The organism is Streptomyces sp. NPDC048718 (assembly GCF_043198875.1).
GTDB lineage: Bacteria > Actinomycetota > Actinomycetes > Streptomycetales > Streptomycetaceae > Streptomyces.
Map to the genome: position 1 here is coordinate 245,255 of NZ_JBICVG010000010.1, position 22,795 is coordinate 268,049.

A 22,795-nucleotide genomic window follows, 5' to 3' on the forward strand; every position below is an offset into this window, starting at 1 on the left:
CCGGCCGGCCCCCCCCCCCCCCCCCCGCGCCCCCCCGCCCCCCCCCCCCCCCACCAACCCCCCCCCCCCCCCCCCCCCCCCCCCCCCCCCCCTTCTCTGTCGGCGATCCTGACGGGACTTGAACCCGCGACCTCCACCTTGACAGGGTGGCGAGCTAACCAACTGCTCCACAGGACCCTCGCAGACTCTTGCGAGTGGCTGCGAAGAAAACTGTACAGCAGGTCAGGGGGTGCGGTCGAACCGGCCCCGGGACCGGAGCCGGTCCACGGGCCGGCGGCAGTGGATCCACGGGATGACGGCAGTGGATCCACCGGACGGCCGACGCGGATCTACGGGACGGCCGCGTCGATCGCCTTCACGATCCGCTTGTCCGACACCGGGTACGCGGTGCCCAGCGCGTGGGCGAAGTAGCTGACCCGCAGCTCCTCGATCATCCAGCGGATGTCCGTCACCGAGGACGGCACCGGCCGCCCCTTCGGGAGCTGTTCGAGCAGCCACGCGTACTCGTCCAGCATCTCGTGCACCTTCTCCATCCGGGTGGTGTCCCGCTGCACGCCCGTCGGCATCTGCTGGAGCCGCCGGTCCGCCGCCACCAGATAGCGCATGAGGTCCGGCAGCCGCCCCAGCCCCGTCCGGGTGACGAAGCCGGCGGGCATCAGCCACGACAGCTGCTCGCGCACGTCCTTGAGGTTCGCGAGCAGCGCCGGGCTGGAGGCGGACTTCAGCCGCCGCTCACAGGCCTGCCAGGCCGCCAGGACCTGTTGGACCTGCCCGACCGTACGCACCGTCAGCTCGACGAGATCGGCGCGGACCTTGTCGTACAGCTTCCGGAAGGACTCCTCGTCCCAGGCGGGGCCGCCATGGTCCGCGATCAGCTTGTCGGCGGCGGCGGTCGCGCAGTCGTCGAACAGCGCCTGGACGGAGCCGTGCGGATTCGCGGACAGGGCGAGCTTTTGCTGGTTGGACAGCCGGTCGGAGGCGAACTTCGCCGGGTTCACCGGGATGTTCAGCATGATCAGCTTCCGGGTGCCCCGCCACATCGCGAGCGCCTGCTCCTCCTCGCTGTCGAAGAGCCGTACGGCCACGCTCGCGCCCTCGTCGACCAGCGCCGGGTACGCCTTGACCGGCTGGCCGGCCCGCTTGGTCTCGAAGACCTTCGTCAGGGTGCCGATCGTCCAGTCCGTGAGCCCGGTGCGCTCCAGGGACGGCCCGGAGCCGTCCGGGCCCGCCGTCGCCGCCTTGGCGGCCTGGGAGAGCGCCTGGCGGGCCTTGGGGCGCAGCCGCAGCCGCAGTGTCTCCAGGTCCTTGTCCTCGGCGAGCTTGCGGCGCCGCTCGTCGGTGATCCGGAAGGTGACCTTGAGGTGCTCGGGGACCTTCGCCCAGTCGAAGTCGTCGGGGGTCACGGGGACGCCGACCATCCGCTGGAGCTCGCGCGCCAGCGCCGTCGTCAGCGGCTCCTGCACCGGCACCACCGCGTCGAGGAAGCGGGCGGCGAAGTTCGGCGCCGGGACGTAGTTGCGGCGGATCGGTTTGGGGAGGGAGCGGATCAGCTCCGTCACGACCTCCTCGCGCAGACCCGGGATCTGCCACTCGAAGCCCTCGTCCGTCACCTGGTTGAGCACCTGGAGCGGGATGTGCACGGTCACGCCGTCGGCGTCCGCGCCCGGCTCGAACTGGTACGTCACCCGGAACTTCAGCTGTCCCTGCCGCCACGAGTCCGGGTAGTCGTCCTTGGTGACGGCCCCCGCCTTCTCGTTGATCAGCATCTCGCGCTCGAAGTCGAGGAACTCCGGCGCCTCGTGGCGCTTGTGCTTCCACCACGAGTCGAAGTGCGCGCCCGACACGACGTGTTCGGGCACCCGCTTGTCGTAGAAGTCGAACAGCGTCTCGTCGTCGACCAGGATGTCCCGGCGCCGGGCCCGGTGCTCCAGCTCCTCGACCTCGGTGAGCAGCTTGCGGTTGTCGGCGAAGAACTTGTGGTGGGTGCGCCAGTCGCCCTCGACGAGCGCGTTGCGGATGAACAGCTCGCGCGAGGCCTCCGGGTCGACCCGCCCGTAGTTCACCTTGCGGTCGGCGACGATCGGCACGCCGTAGAGCGTGACCTTCTCGAACGCCATGACCGCCGCCTGGTCCTTCTCCCAGTGCGGCTCGCTGTACGTCTTCTTCACCAGGTGCTGCGCCAGCGGCTCGACCCACTCGGGCTCGATCCGGGCGTTGACCCGCGCCCACAGGCGGGAGGTCTCCACCAGCTCGGCGGACATCAGCATGCGCGGGGGCTTACGGAAGAGCGCGGAGCCCGGGAAGATCGCGAACTTGGCGTTGCGGGCACCCACGTACTCGTTGCGGCTGTTCTCCCGCCGCGAGCCGGCACCGTCCTTCGCCGCGGCCGCCGCGTCCTTCTTGGCGCCTTCCTTGACGTCCTTGAGGCCGATGTGGCTGAGGAGACCGGAGAGCAGCGAGATGTGGACGGACTGCTCGGGGGCGTCCTCTTCGTTGAGATGGATGCCCATCTGCTTCGCCACCGTGCGCAGCTGCGAGTAGATGTCCTGCCACTCGCGGATCCGCAGGAAGTTCAGGTACTCCTGCTTGCACATCCGGCGGAAGGAGCTGGAACCGCGCTCCTTCTGCTGCTCGCGGACATAGCGCCACAGGTTGAGGAAGGCGAGGAAGTCGCTGGTCTCGTCCTTGAACCGGGCGTGCTGCTGGTCGGCCTGGGCCTGCTTCTCGGACGGGCGCTCGCGCGGGTCCTGGATGGACAGGGCCGCAGCGATCACCATGACCTCGCGGACACAGCCGTTCTTGTCGGCCTCCAGCACCATCCGGGCGAGCCGGGGGTCGACCGGGAGCTGCGACAGCTTGCGGCCCTGCTCGGTCAGCCGCTTCTTCGGATCCTTCTGTGTGGGGTCCAGCGCCCCCAGCTCCTGGAGGAGCTGCACGCCGTCGCGGATGTTGCGGTGGTCCGGCGGGTCGATGAACGGGAACTTCTCGATCTCGCCGAGTCCGGCCGCGGTCATCTGGAGGATGACGGACGCCAGGTTCGTCCGGAGGATCTCCGCGTCCGTGAACTCGGGACGGGTGAGGAAGTCGTCCTCCGAGTACAGCCGGACGCAGATGCCGTCCGAGGTACGGCCGCAGCGGCCCTTGCGCTGGTTGGCGCTGGCCTGGCTGACCGGCTCGATCGGCAGCCGCTGCACCTTGGTGCGGTGCGAGTAGCGCGAGATACGGGCGGTGCCCGGGTCGATCACGTACTTGATGCCGGGAACGGTCAGGGAGGTCTCGGCCACGTTGGTGGCGAGGACGATCCGGCGGCCGGAGTGCGCCTGGAAGACGCGGTGCTGCTCGGCGTGCGACAGCCGCGCGTACAGCGGCAGGATCTCCGTGTTACCCCATCCATTAGCGGCTCCGCCGCGGGGTTTCTTCTTCGTCAGCGCGTCCGCCGTGTCACGGATCTCGCGCTCGCCGGAGAGGAAGACCAGGATGTCGCCCGGGCCCTCCTTCTGGAGCTCGTCGACCGCGTCGCAGATCGCTGTGATCTGGTCCCGGTCCGCCTCGTCGCCGTCCTCCTCCAGGAGGGGGCGGTAGCGGACCTCGACCGGGTACGTGCGGCCGGAGACCTCGACGATCGGCGCGTCGCCGAAGTGCCGGGAGAACCGCTCCGGGTCGATGGTCGCGGAGGTGATCACGACCTTGAGGTCGGGCCGGCGCGGCAGCAGCTGGGCCAGATAGCCCAGCAGGAAGTCGATGTTGAGGGACCGTTCGTGGGCCTCGTCGATGATGATCGTGTCGTAGGCGCGCAGTTCGCGGTCCGTCTGGATCTCGGCGAGCAGGATGCCGTCCGTCATCAACTTGATGAAGGTCGCGTCCGGGTCCACCTGGTCGGTGAACCGCACCTTCCAGCCGACCGCCTCGCCGAGCGGCGTCCGCAGCTCCTCCGCCACCCGCTCCGCGACCGTACGGGCCGCGATCCGGCGGGGCTGGGTGTGCCCGATCATGCCGCGCACGCCGCGGCCCAGCTCGACGCAGATCTTCGGGATCTGCGTGGTCTTACCGGAACCGGTCTCACCGGCGACGATGACGACCTGGTGGTCGCGTATCGCCTCCAGGATCTCGTCCTTCTTCTGGGAGACCGGGAGCGCTTCCGGATAGGAGACGGCGGGCACGCGCGCGGCGCGCGCGGCGACGCGGTCCCTGGCCTTGCCGGCCTCGACGGCGATCTCGTCCAGGACGGCCGCGCGGGCCTCGGGCTTGCGGATGCGGCGGGCACCTTCGAGACGGCGGCCGAGCCGGTGGGAGTCCCGCAGCGAGACCTCGGCCAGGACGGACTGGAGGGCGGCGAAGGAAGTAGACATACGGACCCCAGGATCGCACCTGCCGCGAAGAAGCGGCGAACCGATTTACGGGGGCGGCGCGCGTGCGCTGCGTAATATTTCGGGCACGCCGTTCGAAAGGAATCCGTATGTCCCGCACGCTGCGCGCGCCGGCGGTGTTCGCCGCGCTGGCGGGACTGGTGCTGGGGCTGCTGCTGTGCGGGGCCGCGAGGGGCGCCGGGGCCGCCGGGGGCGCCGGGGCCGCCGGGGCGGCGCACCACCGGCAGACGGCGGCCGTCGCGATGGGGACCGGGTCCGGGGCCGTGGCTCCGCAGGCCGCGGTCTTCGACGTACCGGACGGGGAGGACCGTGTGCCGGGCTGCGGCCGGGGACACGGCGCCGGCAAGGGAGCGGTCACCCCCGGCGTGCCGCCGCGTACCCCCGGCCCCGGCGGGCTGCTGTCCGCGCCGTCGGCCGCGGAACGGACGGTGTACGGGTCATGGGCCGCGGGAGCGGACGGACCGGCCCCGGGACCGGGACCGGACCCGCCGGAGCGCGCCGCGCCGTCGCCATTGGAGCTGTCGATCCTGAGGGTCTAGAGAACCGGGAACACCCCACCGTCTCCTTCTCTCCTTCCTCTCTCCTCAGGAGTGCTTCCGCATGTCCTCGTCCACGCCCTCGTCCACGCCCTCGTCCACGCCCCCGCCCTCGTCCACGCCTCCGTCGAAGCCCTCGCCGAAGTCCTCGTCCCGGTCGAAGCCGGTCGTGATCATCAGTGGGGTCACGCTCGCCGCGGTCCTGCTCGGCCTCGCCTCGTACGCCGGCACCAAGCCCGCTTCCCCCGGCGCGGACACGTCCGGTCACCCGTCCTCCGCCCCCGCCGAGGTGTCCGCCGATCCGGCCGACGGTGTCTACCCCGAGCTTGAGGCATATGCCCGCCGGGACAAGGCCGACAAGCTCGCCCTCGGCAGGGCCGACGCGCCCGTCGTCCTCATCGAGTACGCCGACTTCAAGTGCGGCTTCTGCGGCAAGTTCGCCCGGGACACCGAGCCCGCGCTGGTGAAGAAGTACGTCGACGCGGGCACCCTGCGCATCGAGTGGCGCAATTTCCCGATCTTCGGCGAGGAGTCGGAGGCGGCGGCCCGTGCCTCCTGGGCGGCCGGACAGCAGGGCCGGTTCTGGGAGTTCCACAAGGCGGCATATGCCGACGGAGCCAAGGAGAAGGGCTTCGGCAAGGCGCGGCTGACCACCCTCGCGAAGGAGGCGGGCGTGCCGGACCTGGACCGCTTCGCGCGGGACACGGACGGCGAGGAGGCCCGGAACGCGGTGAGCAAGGACCAGGAGCAGGGCTACTCCCTCGGCGCCACCTCCACCCCGTCCTTCCTCGTCAACGGCCGGCCGATCGCGGGCGCGCAGCCGATGGAGGCCTTCACCCAGGCGATCGACGCGGCGGCGGAGGCGGCGAAGACGCGGCCGAGGCCGAAGACGAAGACGAAGCCGGCGGACGAGCAGCGGGACGCCAAGCAGGACGACCAGAGCGAGAAGGACGGCGACGCGAAGGACGCGCGGTGACCTCCGGCATCGGCTACTTCGCCGCCTTCCTGGGCGGACTGCTCGCCCTGCTCAGCCCGTGCAGCGCCCTGCTCCTGCCGGCGTTCTTCGCGTACTCGATCGACTCGCGCGCGAAGCTGGTGGCCCGGACCGGTGTCTTCTACGCCGGTCTGGCCACCACCCTCGTCCCGCTCGGCGCCGCCGGCTCCTTTGCCGGGCGGCTCTTCTACGGTCACCGGGATCTGCTGGTGGCCGCCGGCGGCTGGCTGATCGTGGGCCTCGGGGTGCTCCAGATCCTCGGCCTGGGCTTCGCCTCGCGCCGTCTCGCGGAGGCGAGCGGCCGGATCCGGCCGACCACGGCCTTCTCCGTCTACGCCCTCGGCCTGGTCTACGGCCTCGCCGGGTTCTGCGCGGGCCCCATCCTCGGCAGCGTCCTGACGGTGGCGGCGGTCGGCGGCAATCCGGTCTACGGCGGGCTGCTGCTCGCGGCGTACGCGCTCGGCATGGCCGTCCCGATGTTCCTGCTCGCGCTGCTCTGGGAGCGCTACGACCTGGGGCGGCGGCGCTGGCTGCGGGGCCGCGCGTTCCGGCTGGGCCGAATCGAGCTGCACACGACCTCGCTGCTCTCGGGGCTGTTCTTCATCGCCCTCGGCACGCTGTTCCTGGTCTTCGACGGGGCGACCGCCCTGCCGGGGCTGCTGTCGGTCGACGATTCCTTCGCCGTGGAACAGCGGGTCGGCGCATGGGGCCGTTCGGTTCCGGACTGGGCTCTGCTCGTTTCCGTCGTCGCGGTGGTGGCGGGCACGTTCGCGTGGCGCGGCCGCCGCTCGCGGCGCGAGGGGCGCGTGGGCCGCGAGCGGGAGGTCCGGGAAGGGGCCGAAGCGGAGGAGGGGTGAGCCGAACGCTCCAGGGCCTGTCTGCGGATCTCCGGATCTTCGGATCCTTGGCCAGGCCCTGGGTTCGCCTTCGGAGCCTGGGGCCTGGGGCCCAGGGACGCTCGAACACGACGAAGGCCCCGTCCGTGAGGACGGGGCCTTCTCTTGTGGCTGGGGCCGGGGTCGAACCGGCGACCTATCGCTTTTCAGGCGATCGCTCGTACCAACTGAGCTACCCAGCCACGAGATCGTTTCCGATCTCAGCGATCCTGACGGGACTTGAACCCGCGACCTCCACCTTGACAGGGTGGCGAGCTAACCAACTGCTCCACAGGACCATATGGTGTGCGAGACAAGTCTCGCACAGGTTGTGCGTGCCCCCAACGGGATTCGAACCCGTGCTACCGCCTTGAAAGGGCGGCGTCCTGGGCCACTAGACGATGAGGGCTAAGGCCCGCCTGGGCGCTTTGCAGCGCCTCGGGGACGTGAGAAGCATATGGGATGGCAGGCGGTATCGCCAAAACGGTTTCCCGGGAGGGGGACGGGCGTCGGGGGCGGGGTGCGCGCCGGACCCGTTCCGCCCTTGTCCCGGCAGGGGTTCCGGCTCCGGCGCTGGTCAGCCCCCGGGGTGGCATATGACCGCCCGGGACGGCCCCACGACGGCCCCACGACGGCATCCGGGCGGCCCACGGACGGTCATATGCCGGACGGAAGCCGGGCGTCGGCCGGCCGGAAGTCGGGGGGAGCCGGGGGAAAGCCGGGGGAAAGCCGGGGGAAAGCCGGGTGTGGGCCGTCCGGGTGTCAGCCCCAGCCCAGCGCGTGGAGGCGTTCGTCGTCGATGCCGAAGTGGTGGGCGACCTCGTGGACGACGGTCACGGCGACCTCGTGGACCACCTCCTCCGGGGACGCGCAGTACCGCAGGGTCGGCCCCATGTAGACCGTGATCCGGTCCGGCAGCACCCCGGCGTACCACTCGCCCCGCTCGGTGAGCGGCGTTCCCTCGTACAGCCCCAGGAGATCGGGATCGTCGGCGGGCGGTTCGTCCTCGACGAAGACGGCCACGTTGTCCATGACCCGGGTCAGCTCCGGCGGGATCGTGTCCAGGGCGTCGGACACCAGCTCTTCGAAGGTCTCGCGTGTCATCTCCAGCACACGGCCATTGTCCGGGACGGGCCGGCGGAAGGGGAGCGGGCGGGGCTCCGGCCGCCGGCCGGCGCGGGCGGACGGCGCGGGACGGGAGTCCGCCCGCGCGTACGGGGGGTGGCGGCCGTTCCGTGTGCGGCGCGCCGGGCGGTACGCCGTACGGGGGACCGCCCGGCGTCCCCCGTCGTCCCTTCCATCCGTGTCCTCGGAGCGCCAGGGGAGTTGGGCAGGGCGACGCGCCAGAGCCGCGTCCCCTTCGCGCCCGACGTGTCGCATGCCGCTCGCGTATGCCGCGCGCCGCGGGGGAGCGAGTGTCCGTGTGTCCGAGTGACCTGGAGGTGCCGTCGTGCGCCAATTGCCCACCCCTGTGCGATGGGCCGCCGCCGCGCTGGCGGTCGCCGCCTGCGCGGGTCTGAGCGGCTGTATGAGTGTCGGCGACGAGAGCACGGGCCCGGCGGCGTCCAGCCCGTCCGCCGGGAAGCCGGACGCGGGGGACGGGACGCGGGGCGGTGTCGGCCAGACCGGGGCCCACGGCGGGGGCGGGTACGACCGGGCCGGGCGCGGCGGGCCGGGACCGGACGGCGAGGGCCGGGACCAGCCCGTACCGAGCGGGTCGGCGACCGCGTCGGCCAAGCCGGGCGGCGGCGAGGGGCAGACCGTGCCGAGCGGGGTGCCCCGGCCGCAGCAGCCGCCGGCGGGCCCCGCCGGACCGGAGCCCGGCAGCGGCCCTGGGGTGCCCGGCGGCGGGGCGACCACCCCGCCCGCGCAGCCGCCGTCGCCGCAGCCGACCGCCGCCCCGCAGACCCCCGCCCCCACACAGGAGCCGACACCCGAGCCGACGGTGAGCGAATCGCCGGAGCCGACCACCGGAACCGATACCCACATGGGGGCGATGAGGGTTGCCGACGGAGTCGCTGTGGCCGTGGAACCGGAGGAGTCTTCGCAGGTCGGATCCAGGTTCGGGGCGAGGCCGGGGGTGCGCGTCGGACCGGCGTGAGGGGCTCGATTTGCCAGGGGTGGGGGAGAGTGCGTATGGTGGTAGATCGTTTGATCCCATTTGCCCGGCGCCACGACCGAAGAGCGCCGTGATCTGGCGCGTACTCTCCCTTGCCGTGGCTGACCGCATTGAGGCGGTCCTAGGCGAAACACGGAGTTGACGGGCGCGTGCCGAGACTCCGGAAGGTTTCGCAATTCGCATGTCCATTTTCAGTTCTGACCACGCCGTCCTGCCTGAGGGCGACGAGATCGTCGACGCCGTCGAGGCCATCGAGGCCGACGACGCCGCTGCCGCCGAGGCAGCCGACACCACCACCGTCGTCGACGAGGCCGTCGAGATCCTCGACGCCGCCGACATCGAGGCCCTTGAGGCCGACGACACCGACGCCGACGAGGCCGAGGGCGACGACACCCCGCAGATCACCTTCAGTGACCTGGGTCTCCCCGAGGGCGTCGTGCGCAAGCTCGCCCAGAACGGTGTGACCACCCCCTTCCCGATCCAGGCCGCGACCATCCCGGACGCCCTGGCCGGCAAGGACATCCTGGGCCGTGGCCGTACCGGCTCCGGCAAGACCCTCTCCTTCGGTCTCCCGCTGCTCACCACCCTGGCCGGTGGCAGCACCGAGCGGAAGAAGCCCCGCGGCGTCATCCTCACCCCGACCCGTGAGCTCGCGATGCAGGTCGCGGACGCTCTCCAGCCGTACGGCGACGTGCTCGGCCTGCGCATGAAGGTCGTCTGCGGCGGTACGTCGATGGGCAACCAGATCTACGCCCTGGAGCGCGGCGTCGACATCCTCGTCGCCACCCCGGGCCGTCTGCGCGACATCATCAACCGCGGCGCCTGCTCCCTGGAGCAGGTCCAGATCGCCGTCCTCGACGAGGCCGACCAGATGGCCGACCTGGGCTTCCTGCCCGAGGTCACCGAGCTGCTCGACCAGGTCCCCGTGGGCGGTCAGCGGCTGCTCTTCTCCGCCACGCTGGAGAACGAGATCGACTCCCTCGTGAAGCGCTACCTGGTCGACCCGGTCACCCACGAGGTCGACCCGTCCGCCGGTGCCGTCACGACGATGACCCACCACGTCCTCGTCGTGAAGCCGAAGGACAAGGCGCCGGTCACCTCCGCCATCGCCGCCCGCAAGGGCCGCACCATCATCTTCGTCCGCACCCAGCTGGGCGCCGACCGCGTCGCCGAGCAGCTGCGCGACTCCGGTGTGAAGGCCGACGCGCTGCACGGCGGCATGACCCAGGGCGCCCGTACCCGCACCCTGTCCGACTTCAAGGACGGTTACGTCAACGTCCTCGTCGCCACCGACGTCGCCGCGCGCGGTATCCACGTGGACGGCATCGACCTGGTCCTGAACGTGGACCCGGCCGGCGACCACAAGGACTACCTGCACCGCTCGGGCCGTACCGCCCGGGCCGGCCGCTCCGGCACCGTCGTCTCCCTGGCCCTGCCGCACCAGCGCCGCCAGATCTTCCGCCTCATGGAGGACGCGGGCGTCGACGCCTCGCGTCACATCGTCGGCGGTGCGGGCGCGTTCGACCCCGAGGTCGCCGAGATCACCGGTGCCCGGTCGCTGACCGAGGTCCAGGCCGACTCCGCGAACAACTCGGCCAAGCAGGCCGAGCGCGAGGTCGCCGACCTGACCAAGCAGCTGGAGCGGCTGCAGCGCCGCGCCGTCGAGCTGCGCGACGAGGCCGACCGCCTGGTCGCCCGCGCCGCCCGTGAGCGCGGTGAGGACCCGGAGGCCGCGGTCGCCGAGATGACCGAGGCCGCCGAGGCCGAGGTCGCGGCCGCGATCGCCGCGGCCGAGGTGCCGCAGCAGCGCGACCGCGAGGAGCGCCGCGACTTCGACCGCCGTGACGACCGTGGTGGCGACCGTGGCGGCTTCCGCCGGGATAACGACCGTGGTGGCGACCGCGGTGGTTTCCGTCGCGACAACGACCGTGGTGGCGACCGTGGCGGCTTCCGTCGCGACAACGACCGTCCGTCGTTCAACCGTGACCGCCGTGACGAGCGTCCGTCGTTCAACCGCGACCGTCGTGACGACCGTGGTGGCGAGCGTGGTGGCTTCGAGCGCCGTGACGACCGTGGTGGCGACCGTGGCGGCTTCCGTCGCGACAACGACCGCCCGTCCTTCAACCGCGACCGCCGCGACAACGACCGCCCGTCGTTCAACCGCGACCGCCGCGACAACGACCGTCCGGCGTTCAACCGCGACCGTGGTGGCGAGCGTCCCTCGTTCAACCGTGACCGTGGTGGCGAGCGTGGTGGCTTCGAGCGCCGCGACGACCGTGGTGGCGACCGTGGCGGCTTCCGCCGCGACAACGACCGCCCGGCCGGCGGCCACCGTGGCAGCGACCGTCCGTTCAACCGCGACCGCCGCGACGAGCGTCCGGCGTTCAACCGCGACCGTCGTGACGACCGCGGTGCCGACCGTGGCGGCGAGCGTGGTGGCTTCCGCCGCGACGACAAGCCGCGCTGGAAGCGCAACGGCTGACGCGTACGTCGTGAGGCCGTAAGGCCGTAACGCCTCAAGAGGGCCCGTATCCGCACATCCCCGTGCGGATACGGGCCTTCTTCGTGTCCGGTTCCCGACTCTGCCGAGGGGCCCGAAAATCGGTGGGGAGAGTCCGTGACCCACTGCTACGTTCGGTTGCCGGGGGGACGATACGGCCAGGTCAGGCCAGGTCCGAGGGATGGTGCGCGAGTCGCGCCCGTGCTCCCCGCATGCCTGTTGGCTTCCCAGGGGAGGGACCCGAATGCCTCATCACGCTGTTGTCCGTCATTCCATCGCGGCCGTGGCCGCGGCGACTCTGATCGCCGGTCTCGGCTCGTTCGCACCGCTCGCGGCCGCTGCCGGAAACGCCGATGTCGTGTTCCCGGCGGTCGTCGCGGACCAGCCGCGCCAGGTGATCCCGGTCGCCGCCGGCGAGAGCGGATTCCTGCGGTACGAGCAGGGTCTCGGCCACTTCTGGACCCCGTACTCCGGGCCCGAGCAGCCGCTGAGCTACGACGCGGAGGGGCCGGAGGCCGACGGTACCTACGGCGCGGGCTCCGACTACATCGCCTCCCTCGACGCCGACGCTCCCGGCGGTGGCTGGGTGAGGCTGCTGAACGTGGCCGCGAACACCGCCCGGACCGTGCCGCTGCCGAGCGGTTACCGGTACGTCGGTGCCTTCGGCACCACGGTCGTCGCCACCACCCAGAGCGCCGAGGACGCCCCGCTCGTCTGGCATCTGCTCCGGTCCGCGAGCTCCTCCGCACCCGTCGAGGACACGGTGGTGACCGGCTGGCCGGACGGGGCCGAGCCCGCCGCGAAGGCCGTCACCGGTGACACCAAGGGGATTCTGGCCGGTTACACGGCCGGCGGGGTGACCCGCCCGGTCTGGATCGACCTCGCGACCGCGAAGGTCCGGCCGATCGCCCCCGGCAGCACCACGCCGAGCGCCGGGACCGCGCACACCGCGACCGAGGTCGCCGAGTGGACGAAGGACGGCGTGGTCCACTTCTACGCGAAGGACGCGAAGGACGCGGCGGGTGGGGCCGGTGGCTCCGGTGGCGCCGACGCGTCCGGCCCGCTCGGCGAGACCGCGAGCGCCGAACTGGCCTACCACGAGGGCGATCTGCTGCTCGGCGTGGTGGGCGAACGGCTGATCGTGGCCCGCGTGTCCGGGAAGGGCGGCTCCGCGCCGTACCGCGTCGTCTCCGTCCCCCGGGCCGGCGGCGAGGAGACCGAACTCCTCGCGTACGGCCGCGAGAACGCGCTGCGGACCACGGACGGCGGGCTGCTCGTGGTCGGCGGCACGACGGCGGACCGGCTCGCCGTGACCCGGATCTCCGCGACGGCGGACGGCACGGCGCTGACCGCCCTGACGGACGTCACCCCGCTCCACTCCAAGGCCCGGAGCCTCTCCTTCGACCACGGGCGGATCGCCTCCCTCGACCGCATGCCCGACGAGACGAACGCCGTGCGCTCGCGCACCGTGTCGGTGAGCGGCCCCCTGGCCGCCGGAGAGACGGAGCCGCGGGGCGACCTCGGCCTCGCGCTCGACCACTGCACGGACAGCTCCTGCGACGCCCCGTTCACCGCCGGGGACGGCCGGATGGTGATCAACCAGCCGTGGGGGGTCGACCCGAGCCCCGCGATCGTGGTGGACAAGGGCGCCTCGAAGGGCCGGCCGATCAGCGACGAGTTCACCACCTTCCGGGTCGCCGACGTGTCCGGCCGGTACGCGCTCGGTGCCGGTGAGCTCAAGAGCACCGGGCGGACGCGGACGGCCGTCATCGACCTGGACACCGGCGAGCAGCTCGCCACGCCCGTGAACGGTTACAAGAGCGAGTACCTCGATCTGTACGGCGACACCGTCTGGAGCCCCGGCGCGGGGGGCGCCGTCATCGGATACGACGCCCGCACGGGCACGGTGAAGCGCACGGTCACCGTCAAGGCGGGCTGCGGCACCCCCGAGAACGTCCGGGTGACCGCGCACTGGCTCGGCTGGGAGTGCTCGATCGGCAACAACTGGTACTCCGGGATCTACGACCTCGACACCGACACCAACCGGTCGTACAGCGGTCTCTACTCCGTCCTCGGCGACGGCTACGTGGTCAAGTCCTCCGACGACCTCGTCGTGACGGACATCCGCGGCGCCCAGCCGGTCGAGAAGGGCACGTACCACCCGAGCAACTTCAACTTCGAGGAAGGAGTGTGGGCGGTCGACACGGCCACCGGCCGGCTGGCGTACGAGTCGAACCGCGACGGTGACCTGACCGTCGCCGACCTCGGGGTCCCCGCCTCCCCGCTCGCCCGCGTCGACGCCGACGTGCCGGCCTCGGCGACCGTGTCCGGTGACACGGTCTCCTGGCAGCCGCGCTGGTGGCTCTCCAAGCCCGCCGCCTCCTGGACGCTGACCGTCACGGACAAGTCGACCGGGCAGCCGGTCCGCACCCTGACCGGGGGCGAGGCGCGCGGCATGCTCGCCGCCGCCTGGGACGGCAAGGACGGCACGGGGCAGCAGGCCGCCGCCGGTTCCTACGCGTGGACGCTGACGGCCAAGGCGGCGGACGGCTCCGGCGCGGACCTGGAGCAGCACGGGGAGCTGCGGGTCGGCTAGGGGCTGGGGTTCGGTGGGCGCTCGCGGCTCGGCGGGGTCAGTGGCTCGGCGGGGGCGTGCGGTCTGATGGGGTCTGTGGCTCGGTGGGGCCCGTGCTGTGGCGGGTCCCGTTCGGGTGTGACCGTTCCCGTCCGAACAAGGCGCGGGCCGGACCGCTCCCGTCCGAACGGGGCGTGAACGCGGCGGAGTCCGTCGCCGTCGGCGCGGCCCGCCGCGCGAAGCCGACCCGGGTATCGGACCCGGCACGCCCATGGCGATGCCGGGGCCGATACCCGATCGGTTTGGGGAGGGTCACGGGCTATGCTGCATGGGCGCGCCGGTCCAGGGGCCGTTAGCTCAATTGGCAGAGCAGTGGACTTTTAATCCATTGGTTGTGGGTTCGAGTCCCACACGGCCTACCAGTCGGAGACTTGTTACCGACGTTGTGACCTGCGTGTTCTGCGGCCCGATCGGAGTTTTCCGGTCGGGCCGCAGTGCGTCTGACGGCCTTTCGGGGCGTTTGCGTGCCCGAAGCGTGCCCGGAGCGTGCCCGAGGTGGCCCAGGGCCGGCCGCAGCGGCCCGGGGTGATCGGGATTCAAGGAAACGGTGGCGCGGTCAATGGCGTCTTCTCGCCATGACGTGACCCTCCTCGCGCGCCGCGTGCCGGGCGGAAGTGACGTACTCGGCCGGACCAGTGTCCTGCCCGCGTTCCGTCCGTGTTCCCGGCGGCGAGCCCGGTTGACGAGCCGATGGGCCGCCGCCGGGGATCGGTCGGCGATCGGGGCGCTCTCGCCGGAGGAGACCGACGGGGAGAGCGCGCCCCGGCAACCGGGGCGAGGACGTGGATCAGCCCGGGGTGGTGGTGCCGGCTTCCCACTGCCGCTCGATCTCCTCGGCCGGGAACGGCGTCTGCTTGCTCTTGGTGATCAGGCGGCGGAAGAAGGAGTCCAAGACGACGGCAGGGCGTGCGTGCCGGTCGAGGAGGGCCGTGATCTCGGGCGGGATGTCGCCAGGTCGCCGGTCCGCGATCCAGTCGCGCAGGAAGATTTCGTGTTCCGTGTCACCGCGCACCCTGTCGAGCACGTGGTACTGGAGCAGGTGGTTCGCCGTGTAGAGGCGGTCGTAGGCCAGGTGGTTGGTGAGGAAGCCGGACTCGTCCGCCGTCAGGTCGAAGCGGGAGCTCAAGGCAAGCCCGAAGTCGGCGAAGTAGAGCCGGCAGCCATCTGTCAGGACGTTGTCGAAGTGAGCATCGAAGTGGACGAGTCCGCGAGAACTCATGAAGTCGGCTCCTTCCATCAGAGCTTCCTCCACCCGGCGGAGGGGCGAGCCGTCCCCGCCTTCCGGCACGGCGGATTCGCGGTGGTCGGCCAGCCACCGGGCGAGTGTGTGCGGTATGTGCTCGAGGAAGACCACCAGGCTGCACGAGGACCGGCCGATGGCCTCCAGCCGGTCACGAACGGCGGGTGATCCCTCCCAGTGGGCGACTGCCCCCTCCAGGCCCCCGAATACGTCGGTGAACCCTTCGGGAGGGGCGTCAGGAAGAACCCGCCAGTGATACATCAAGGGGAATCCCGCGTACTCGTCGCCGAGAACCCAGTTCGTGGTCATGGTGTGCACGGCAAGCTCCCGCCAGGCACCGAACCCGGTCGAGCCCACCCCGTACTGGTAGAACATCGGCAGCTCGAAGACGTTCGCTGTCGACCGCACATTTTCCGGGCGCAATTCGAGGTCCGTCAAAGGGATCCGCTTGACGAAGACGCGCGTTCCGTCGACTTCCAGCTCTGCCGACCTGCCGCCGATGCCCGACCCGAGCGGAGTGGCGGCTGCCACGACCTCCCCGAGCCGGTGATCGCTCAGCAAGGAGAGCCGAGTGCTCACGGTCTCGTACCCGGCCAGGCGCGCGGCGCGCTGTGAACCCTGGTCCAGCATCGACGGCTCCTCGGTGCCCGAACCAGGGCTTCGGCAATCCGATGTCGGCACCGACCTTACGTCGACAAGGTCAGCCACTCTCATGAACGACCGGACAGCGGCCGAAGCCGGGTCCGGGGCGTGTTCGCCGTCGAGGTCGCCCCCCCAGCCGGACCGTCCGGATCACCGCCCCCACGCGCCGTCGCCGACGCGTCCCCCGGCTCCCCGGATACGGATTTCGTGTCCGGGCCGGTCATGCCGTAGGGTTGTGTTTACCGACGCGGGGTGGAGCAGCTCGGTAGCTCGCTGGGCTCATAACCCAGAGGTCGCAGGTTCAAATCCTGTCCCCGCTACTCAGTAGCCGAAGGCCCGGATCGTTTCTTACGATCCGGGCCTTCGTCATGTTCGGGATCACGAAAAGGGTGTCCGGGCCGGCCCGGTCGAGTCCGGGCGGGGCGGAGCGGTTCGGGTCGCGTCCTGTCCGGCGTGTATGTCGCGCCCGCGCGCCCCGCTCCCGCCCCGGATGCGCCGTGGCCAAAACTTGTTTGCTCCTTTGCGTCACCCGTGCGCTCCCCGTAACGTCGCGCACACCATGAGTGATCGCGAGAGAGTCGGCGGCGTGCGCGCGGTGGCGCGGGCGGCGGTACGGGCGGGGCGGCGCGTGCCCGCCGTGCTGTTGCTGTTCGCGCTGCTCGCGCTCGTCGCCGGGGTCTGTCATGGAGCCCACGGGCACGCACTGGCCCTGAACGGTCTCGCCGGGGAGAGCGTCTCCGCGCCCGCCTCCTCGCACGGCTGCGAGATGCCGGGGGAAAAGGGCTCCTTCGACGCCCATCTGCCCGCGCAGTCCGGTGGTTCGCAGCTGTCGGCGCCGGACTTCGGCGGCGCCGTCCTCGTTCCGTACGACGAGGTCTTCCCCGAATCCCCGCACACGCGCCGCGTCCATGGCCGGGCCGGACCCGGTCCCGAGTCCCGCAGACTGCTCATCGCTCTGGGCGTGAACCGGAACTGAGCCGACTCGCGTACGCCCTCGCGCCCGGCGCCTTCGCCTCCACGCGCCCGCGTACGCCCTTCCCGGCCCTCTTCCGCGCGCAGGCGCGCCCTCGTACGCCTACGGCACAGGCACAGGCACAGGCACAGGCACAGGCACAGGCATCGGTAGCGGCATGCGTGCCCGCGTACGCGTCGGCATCCGTGCCCGCATATGCCTCGCGGGTGCCTCCGTCTTGGCATATGCCCGCGCCCGCGCATCCCCTCACGCACCCAAGGGACGCAGACCCCATGACGCACCCCGCCACGCTTCTCTCCGTCACCGAGCAGACCGTCGGCCGCACTCCCGTCCTCTGGATGGACGACGGCTACTGGGCCAAGCTCGAAGGCTTCAACTTCGGCGGCATCAAGGACCGGGCCGCCCTCCACATGGTCGAGCAGGCCCGCCGCCGCGGGGAGTTGCGGCCCGGCGCCCCGATCGTCGAGTCGACCTCCGGCACCCTGGGCCTCGGTCTCGCGCTCGCCGGAGTCCTGCACGGCCACCCGGTCCATGTCGTCACCGACCCGGGCCTCGAACCGATCGTCGAGCGGATGCTCACCGCCCACGGCGCGCGGGTCCATGTCGTGGCCGAGCCCGGTCCGTCCGGCGGCTGGCAGCAGGCCCGCCGGGACAAGGTCGCCGAACTGCTGCGCGCCCTGCCCGGTGCCTGGTGGCCCGACCAGTACGGGAACCCCGACAACCCGCGCGCGTACGCCGGACTCGCCGCCGAACTGTCCGAGCAGCTCGACCGGATCGACGTGCTGGTCTGCGCGGTCGGCACCGGCGGCCACTCGGCCGGGATCGCCCGCGCGCTGCGCGCCGGTTCCAGCCCGGCCCTCGAACTCGTCGGCGTCGACTCCATCGACTCCACCGTCTTCGGCCTCCCGGCCGGCGAGCGCCTGATGCGCGGCCTCGGTTCCTCCATCCACCCGGCCAACGTCGACCACCCCGCCTTCGACGAGGTCCACTGGATCGCACCGGCCGAGGCGGTACGCTCCGCGCGGCGGCTCGCGGCCCGGCAGTTCGCGACGGGCGGCTGGAGCGTGGGCGCGGTCGCGCTGGTCGCGGGCTGGCTGGCCCGCACCCGGCCGCGCGGCACCCGGATCGCCGCCGTCTTCCCGGACGGACCGCAGCGCTACTTCGACACGGTCTTCAACGACGAGTACTGCGCCCTGCACGGGCTGCTCGACGGTCCGGTACGCGACGAACCGATGGCATATGTCGAGGATGTACGGGTCGACGGCTGGACCCGCCGGGTCCTGGACCGGGATCCGGGCCGGGCCCCGGGCCGGGACCTCGACCGGGCGCTGGTCCAGGACAGGGCGCGGGCCCAGGAGCGGGTTTTGGATCCGGCCGCCGTCCGGCGGCCGGGCGCCGCCGAGCGCCCCGGGACGGAGCGGACCCGATGACCACGGCGGCGGCCCCGTCCCGGGGCGGGATCTGGAAGCAGAGCCGCACCTTCGATCCGGCCGTGCGGCTGCTCTTCCTCAACCAGCTCACCATCAATCTCGGCTTCTACATGCTGATGCCGTACCTGGCCGCCCATCTCGCCGACGGCCTCGGGATGGCGGCCTGGGCGGTCGGCCTGGTGCTCGGCGCGCGCAACCTCTCCCAGCAGGGCATGTTCCTGGCCGGCGGCGCGCTCGCCGACCGGCTCGGCTTCAAACCGCTGATCGTCGCCGGGTGCGCGCTGCGGACGGCCGGCTTCGGCGCGCTCGCCTTCGCGCAGTCGCTGCCGGCGCTGATCGCCGCCTCGCTCGCGACGGGCCTGGCGGGCGCGCTGTTCAACCCGGCGGTGCGGGCGTATCTCGCGGCCGAGGCGGGGGAGCGGCGGGTGGCGGCGTTCGCGCTGTTCAACACGTACTACCAGGCGGGCATCCTGCTCGGGCCGCTGGTGGGGGTGGCGCTCACCGGGGTGTCGTTCCGGCTGACGTGCGTGGTGGCGGCGGTCCTGTTCGCCGGGCTGACCGTCGTACAGCTGCGGCATCTGCCCGTACGGCACAAGGCGGCGGCGACCCCGGCGGACGGGGACGGCGGGGCGCGGGGGCAGTTCCGTACGGTGCTCACGAACCGTACGTTCTGGCTGTTCTCGCTGGCCATGACCGGTTCGTACGTCCTGTCGTTCCAGGTCTACCTGGCGCTGCCGCTCGCCGCCGGGGGGACGGCGGCGATGACCGCGCTGTTCGTGGTGTCGGCGCTGGTGGCGCTGGCCGGGCAGCTGCGGATCACCGCCTGGTGCGCGGCGCGGCTGACCCGCGAGCGGTGTCTGGTGCTCGGGCTCGCCCTCATGGGGGCGGCCTTCCTCCTTCCGGCGGCGCTGGGCCGGGCCCTGGTGGGGCTGCTGCTGTGCGCGGCGGTGCTGGCGGTGGCGAACGCCGTGCTCTACCCGTACGAGATGGACACCGTCGTCGCGCTGTCCAGGGGCCGCTGGGTGGCCACCCACTACGGGCTCTACAACACCGTCTGCGGGATCGGTATCACCCTGGGGAATCTGGGGACGGGTGTCCTCCTTGACACGACCGGCTGGTCGGCGGCGCCCTGGCTGGTGCTGTGCGCGGTCGGCCTCGGGTGCGCGGCGGCGATGGCGGCGCTCGCGCGCGGCGGACGGTTGACCGCCGCGACCACCGCGACCACCGCGACCGCCGCCACGGAGGTGGAGGCAGGGGCGGACGCCGACGAGGTCAGGGACGCGGAGGCGGTCACGGACCCGGCCGCGGGCCCGGATCCGGCGGTACGCCGTACGGCGGAAGAGGAGTCGCCGGACGCCACCGCCTGACCGCACCCTGGGGAGGAGCACGAGGAGCACGAGGAGCACGAGGAGCGCGGGGAGCCCCGGGAGCCAGGGAGGACGAGGAGCACAGGTGGCGCGAGCGGCGGTGCGGCGCGGGCGAAGCCGGGACCGGGGCGAGGGCCGGCGCCGGGGGAACGGCGGCGACCCCGGCTCGTACGACGGTCCGTACCGCGGTGTCCGGCGTTTTCTGCGGGCGCTCCCGGCGCTGGTGATCGCGGGCGGGGTGGCATATGACCTGCTGACCCCGCCCATGTACACGGCGGCGCCGCTCCTTCCCGCGGCGCCGCTGATCGCCGCCCCGTTCTTCTCGACCCGTACCACCCTGCTGACCGGCCTCGCCGCCGTCATGGCCAGTACGGGCCTGCTCTTCTTCCACAAGGAGACGAACGACGTCGTCTCGATCACGGAGACGCTCACCGTCGCCACGGTCTCCGCGCTCGCGGTGCTGATCAGCCGGGTGGTCCAGCGCAGCGGCGAGCGGCTGGCCTCGGCCCGGGTGGTCGCGGAGGCGGCGCAGCGGGCGGTGCTGCCCGAGCCGGAGGAGCGGATCCGCGGGCTGCGGATCGCGGCCCGGTACGAGGCGGCGCAGGCGGGCGCGTTCATCGGCGGCGACCTGTTCGCGGTCCAGGGCACCCCGCACGGGGTACGGGTGGTGGTCGGCGACGTACGGGGCAAGGGGATGGACGCGGTGGAGGCGGTGGCGGTCGTCATCGGGGCGTTCCGGGAGGCGGCCGAGCAGGAGGCGACGCTGGCGGGGGTCGCGGCGCGGCTCGAACGGGCACTGGCCCGGGAGGGCGAACGGCGCGACGACCTCGACGCGTTCGAGGGCTTCACGACGGCCGTCCTCGCGGAGTTCCCCGGGGCTCCGGCGGACCCGGCGAGGCCGCGCGGGCCCGGGGAATGCGCCGGGTTCGTCCGGGTGATCAACCGGGGGCATCCCGAGCCGCTGCTGCTGTACGCCGACGGGGCGCTGCTGCCGCTCCGGCCGAGCGTGCCGGCGCTGCCACTGGGGCTGGGGGACGTGGCCGCGTGGCCGGACCGGGCCGACGAGACGCCGTATCCGCCGGGCGCGACGCTGCTGTTCTACACGGACGGGCTGTCGGAGGCGCGGGACGCGCACGGGGTCTTCTACGATCCGGCGAAGCGGCTCGCGGGACGGATCTTCCCGGGGCCGGAGGAACTCCTCGACGCCCTGGTGGCGGACGTGCGCCGGCACACGGGCGGCGGGACGACGGACGACATGGCGCTGCTCGCGGTGGCCCGGCCCGGGGTGGGGGAGCCGGAGCGGCGGCGGACGATGCCGGTGGTGCCGGCGGACGGCCCGAGGGCGCATGAGACGCATGAGGCGAATGAGGTGGATGGGGCGGATGGGGTGCGCGGGGCGGGCGAGGCGGGCAGTCTGCCCGGGACCGGCCTACCGGAGGGCGGCGAGGGCGACCAGGGTGATGACAGGGTGTAGTCGAGAGATCTCCCTCAGGTAACGACTGAGGCACCGTCATATGCAAGGTGTTCGTCGAAACCTTTCTGAAGAGGCCTCAACTTGGGCTATTCCCTCCCATTTCAATGAATGATCACAGGGGACGGCTTGGAATCCCTCACCCGCGTCTATTAACGTTCGATAACGCAGCGCGGTCGTCCCAGCCGTCGCAAGAGGCGGCACCGTGCGCACGCGCCGAATCCCGTCAGGGAACCGGGGAACCACCACATGGGGTGAATCGGGCCCCGCCGCACCCGTGCGGCTCGCCCGTAGGAGACCTTCCTGCTCCGAACCCGTCAGCTAACCCGGTAGGCGAGAAGGAAGGAAAGGAGAGCGCCTCCGTGGCGTCCAACCCCCCCACTCCGCAAGCCCCCTTCTCCCCGTATGGCCCGTACGACCCGAATGATTCGTACGACTTGAACGACGCGTACGACCCGAATGGCGCGTACGACCCGAACGACTCGTACAACTCGTACGGTGCCTACGACGGTCCTGGCGGGACCGAGAGCACGGCCGGGGTGACCGGGACGGCCGAGGAGTGGAACCCCACCGAGGACTCCCTGCGGGCCCAGAGCCGTTCCGGCGGCCGGCACCGCGTCGCCAAGCGCTCCAACTTTGCCCGCTCCTCCACCGTGCTCGGCGTCGGTGTGATCGCCGCCGTCGGCGCCGGCGGCCTGGCCTCCGCGCAGCAGAAGCCGCCGGTCTCCATAGCCCTGCCGGACGTCGGCCTGCCGGACGTCAAGCTGCCCGACGTGTCCGAACTCCCGGGCGTCGGACGGCTGATGAACGGTGACGCGAAGAAGGGCGACTCCGCCGCCGTCGCGGGCAACGCCAACACCCAGCCGCTCACCGCGCTCACGTACACCACCCCTGCCGACGAGGCCGCCCCCGCCGGCGGCGCCGAGGCCGGTGCTCAGCCGCAGACGCAGACCGCGGCCGACGCGGGCGAGGCACTGCGCGCCCGCATCCTCCAGCAGGCCGAGCAGCAGCACGCGGCCGCCGACGCCGCCGAGAAGGCCGCGGCGGAGACGGCGGCGGCGGAGAAGGCCGCCGCCGAAGCCGGTGCCAAGGCCGACGCCGCCGAGAAGGCCGCCGCCGAGGCTAAGAAGAAGGCCGAGGCGGAAGCCAAGGCGAAGGCCGCGGCGAAGGCGGAGGCCGAGCGCCTGGCCAAGCTCGCCGCCAGCTTCGCGCTGCCGACCTCGTCGTACGTGCTGACCTCCACCTACGGCGTGCCCGGCTCGATGTGGTCCTCCGGCTATCACACCGGTCTGGACTTCGCCGCGCCCACCGGTACGCCGGTCAAGGCCGTGCACGGCGGCACCGTCAAGTCGGCCGCCTGGTCCGGCGCGTACGGCTACCGCATCGTCCTCGAACTCGAGGACGGCACCGAGATCTGGTACTGCCACCTGTCCTCGATGACCGCGGGCGTCGGGCAGTCCGTCGGCACCGGCGAGACCATCGGCCGGGTCGGCGCCACCGGCAACGTGACCGGCCCGCACCTCCACCTGGAGGTCCACACCGGGGACGGCTCCCGCCTGGACCCGGCGTCCTGGCTTCGCTCCAAGGGCCTGACCGTCTGACCTCCCCGGGGCGCCCCGAGGCCCTCCGAGGTTCCCCGGGCCGCC

General features: G+C 72.1%; 15 protein-coding genes, 6 tRNA genes and 1 riboswitch. Of the genes, 13 read left to right on the forward strand and 8 right to left on the reverse strand.

All coding sequences use genetic code 11. The annotated features are described in order from the left end of the window. Positions 1-103 precede the first annotated feature (103 nt). Both ACGFRB_RS21110 and hrpA read right to left on the reverse strand, forming a co-directional pair. Positions 104-177: transfer RNA gene (locus ACGFRB_RS21110), tRNA-Asp, on the reverse strand. A gap of 152 nt (positions 178-329) precedes the next feature. Then, positions 330-4,349 (reverse strand): ATP-dependent RNA helicase HrpA, encoded by a 4,020-nt coding sequence (gene hrpA / locus ACGFRB_RS21115; protein ID WP_393244876.1) that lies wholly within the window; start codon positions 4,347-4,349, stop codon positions 330-332. 107 nt (positions 4,350-4,456) lie between these two features. Between hrpA and ACGFRB_RS21120 the strand changes: the two genes are divergently transcribed. Then, positions 4,457-4,906 carry a hypothetical protein gene (locus ACGFRB_RS21120; RefSeq protein ID WP_393244878.1) on the forward strand — a complete coding sequence of 150 codons (450 nt, stop codon included), beginning with the start codon at positions 4,457-4,459 and terminating at the stop codon, positions 4,904-4,906. A gap of 45 nt (positions 4,907-4,951) precedes the next feature. Here ACGFRB_RS21120 and ACGFRB_RS21125 read toward each other — a convergent pair whose 3' ends face one another. Further along, entirely contained in the window at positions 4,952-5,092 is a 141-nt protein-coding gene (locus ACGFRB_RS21125) for a hypothetical protein (protein ID WP_393244880.1), read from the reverse strand. Here ACGFRB_RS21125 and ACGFRB_RS21130 point away from each other — a divergent pair. Next, complete coding sequence (locus tag ACGFRB_RS21130; protein WP_393244882.1) at positions 5,073-5,879, forward strand: DsbA family protein; 807 nt, start codon at positions 5,073-5,075, stop codon at positions 5,877-5,879. The genes ACGFRB_RS21125 and ACGFRB_RS21130 overlap by 20 nt on opposite strands. Further along, positions 5,876-6,754 (forward strand): cytochrome c biogenesis CcdA family protein, encoded by an 879-nt coding sequence (locus ACGFRB_RS21135; RefSeq protein ID WP_393244884.1) that lies wholly within the window; start codon positions 5,876-5,878, stop codon positions 6,752-6,754. Before ACGFRB_RS21130 ends, ACGFRB_RS21135 begins: the two co-directional genes overlap by 4 nt. A 147-nt stretch (positions 6,755-6,901) precedes the next feature. Here the strand turns inward: ACGFRB_RS21135 and ACGFRB_RS21140 are convergent. From ACGFRB_RS21140 to ACGFRB_RS21155, 4 genes are all read right to left on the reverse strand, one after another. Beyond that, positions 6,902-6,975, reverse strand: a tRNA-Phe gene (locus tag ACGFRB_RS21140). Between the two features lie 22 nt (positions 6,976-6,997). Further along, positions 6,998-7,071 (reverse strand) — tRNA-Asp (locus tag ACGFRB_RS21145). Positions 7,072-7,108: 37 nt separating this feature from the next. Beyond that, positions 7,109-7,181: transfer RNA gene (locus ACGFRB_RS21150), tRNA-Glu, on the reverse strand. A 353-nt stretch (positions 7,182-7,534) separates the two neighbouring features. Further along, on the reverse strand, positions 7,535-7,885 hold the full coding sequence (locus tag ACGFRB_RS21155; RefSeq protein WP_363003297.1) for a metallopeptidase family protein: 351 nt from the start codon (positions 7,883-7,885) through the stop codon (positions 7,535-7,537). Positions 7,886-8,222: 337 nt separating this feature from the next. Between ACGFRB_RS21155 and ACGFRB_RS21160 the strand changes: the two genes are divergently transcribed. From ACGFRB_RS21160 to ACGFRB_RS21175, 4 genes are all read left to right on the forward strand, one after another. Continuing rightward, positions 8,223-8,873, forward strand: a complete 651-nt coding sequence (locus ACGFRB_RS21160) for a hypothetical protein (protein WP_393244886.1) — start codon at positions 8,223-8,225, stop codon at positions 8,871-8,873. 199 nt (positions 8,874-9,072) lie between these two features. Then, on the forward strand, positions 9,073-11,373 hold the full coding sequence (locus ACGFRB_RS21165) for a DEAD/DEAH box helicase (RefSeq protein WP_393244887.1): 2,301 nt from the start codon (positions 9,073-9,075) through the stop codon (positions 11,371-11,373). Between the two features lie 301 nt (positions 11,374-11,674). After that, positions 11,675-13,987 carry a FlgD immunoglobulin-like domain containing protein gene (locus ACGFRB_RS21170; protein ID WP_393244889.1) on the forward strand — a complete coding sequence of 771 codons (2,313 nt, stop codon included), beginning with the start codon at positions 11,675-11,677 and terminating at the stop codon, positions 13,985-13,987. 325 nt (positions 13,988-14,312) lie between these two features. Beyond that, positions 14,313-14,388: transfer RNA gene (locus tag ACGFRB_RS21175), tRNA-Lys, on the forward strand. A 425-nt stretch (positions 14,389-14,813) separates the two neighbouring features. Here the strand turns inward: ACGFRB_RS21175 and ACGFRB_RS21180 are convergent. Beyond that, positions 14,814-15,896, reverse strand: coding sequence for a protein kinase family protein (locus tag ACGFRB_RS21180; protein ID WP_393244891.1), 1,083 nt, complete (start codon positions 15,894-15,896; stop codon positions 14,814-14,816). Between the two features lie 258 nt (positions 15,897-16,154). On the opposite strand from ACGFRB_RS21180, the gene ACGFRB_RS21185 reads away from it, so the two are divergent. The 6 genes from ACGFRB_RS21185 to ACGFRB_RS21210 all read left to right on the forward strand — a co-directional run bounded on the left by ACGFRB_RS21185 (position 16,155) and on the right by ACGFRB_RS21210 (position 22,750). Beyond that, positions 16,155-16,228: transfer RNA gene (locus ACGFRB_RS21185), tRNA-Met, on the forward strand. 239 nt (positions 16,229-16,467) lie between these two features. Further along, positions 16,468-16,884, forward strand: a complete 417-nt coding sequence (locus ACGFRB_RS21190; RefSeq protein ID WP_393244893.1) for a hypothetical protein — start codon at positions 16,468-16,470, stop codon at positions 16,882-16,884. A gap of 269 nt (positions 16,885-17,153) precedes the next feature. Further along, positions 17,154-18,311, forward strand: a complete 1,158-nt coding sequence (locus tag ACGFRB_RS21195; RefSeq protein ID WP_393244895.1) for a PLP-dependent cysteine synthase family protein — start codon at positions 17,154-17,156, stop codon at positions 18,309-18,311. Next, positions 18,308-19,678 (forward strand): MFS transporter, encoded by a 1,371-nt coding sequence (locus tag ACGFRB_RS21200; RefSeq protein WP_393244897.1) that lies wholly within the window; start codon positions 18,308-18,310, stop codon positions 19,676-19,678. Before ACGFRB_RS21195 ends, ACGFRB_RS21200 begins: the two co-directional genes overlap by 4 nt. An 85-nt stretch (positions 19,679-19,763) precedes the next feature. Beyond that, positions 19,764-21,152: a PP2C family protein-serine/threonine phosphatase gene (locus ACGFRB_RS21205; RefSeq protein ID WP_393244899.1), complete on the forward strand. Its 1,389-nt coding sequence runs from the start codon at positions 19,764-19,766 to the stop codon at positions 21,150-21,152. Positions 21,153-21,353: 201 nt separating this feature from the next. After that, positions 21,354-21,500, forward strand: a riboswitch (cyclic di-AMP (ydaO/yuaA leader). An 11-nt stretch (positions 21,501-21,511) separates the two neighbouring features. Further along, entirely contained in the window at positions 21,512-22,750 is a 1,239-nt protein-coding gene (locus ACGFRB_RS21210) for a M23 family metallopeptidase (RefSeq protein ID WP_393244901.1), read from the forward strand. Positions 22,751-22,795 lie beyond the last annotated feature (45 nt).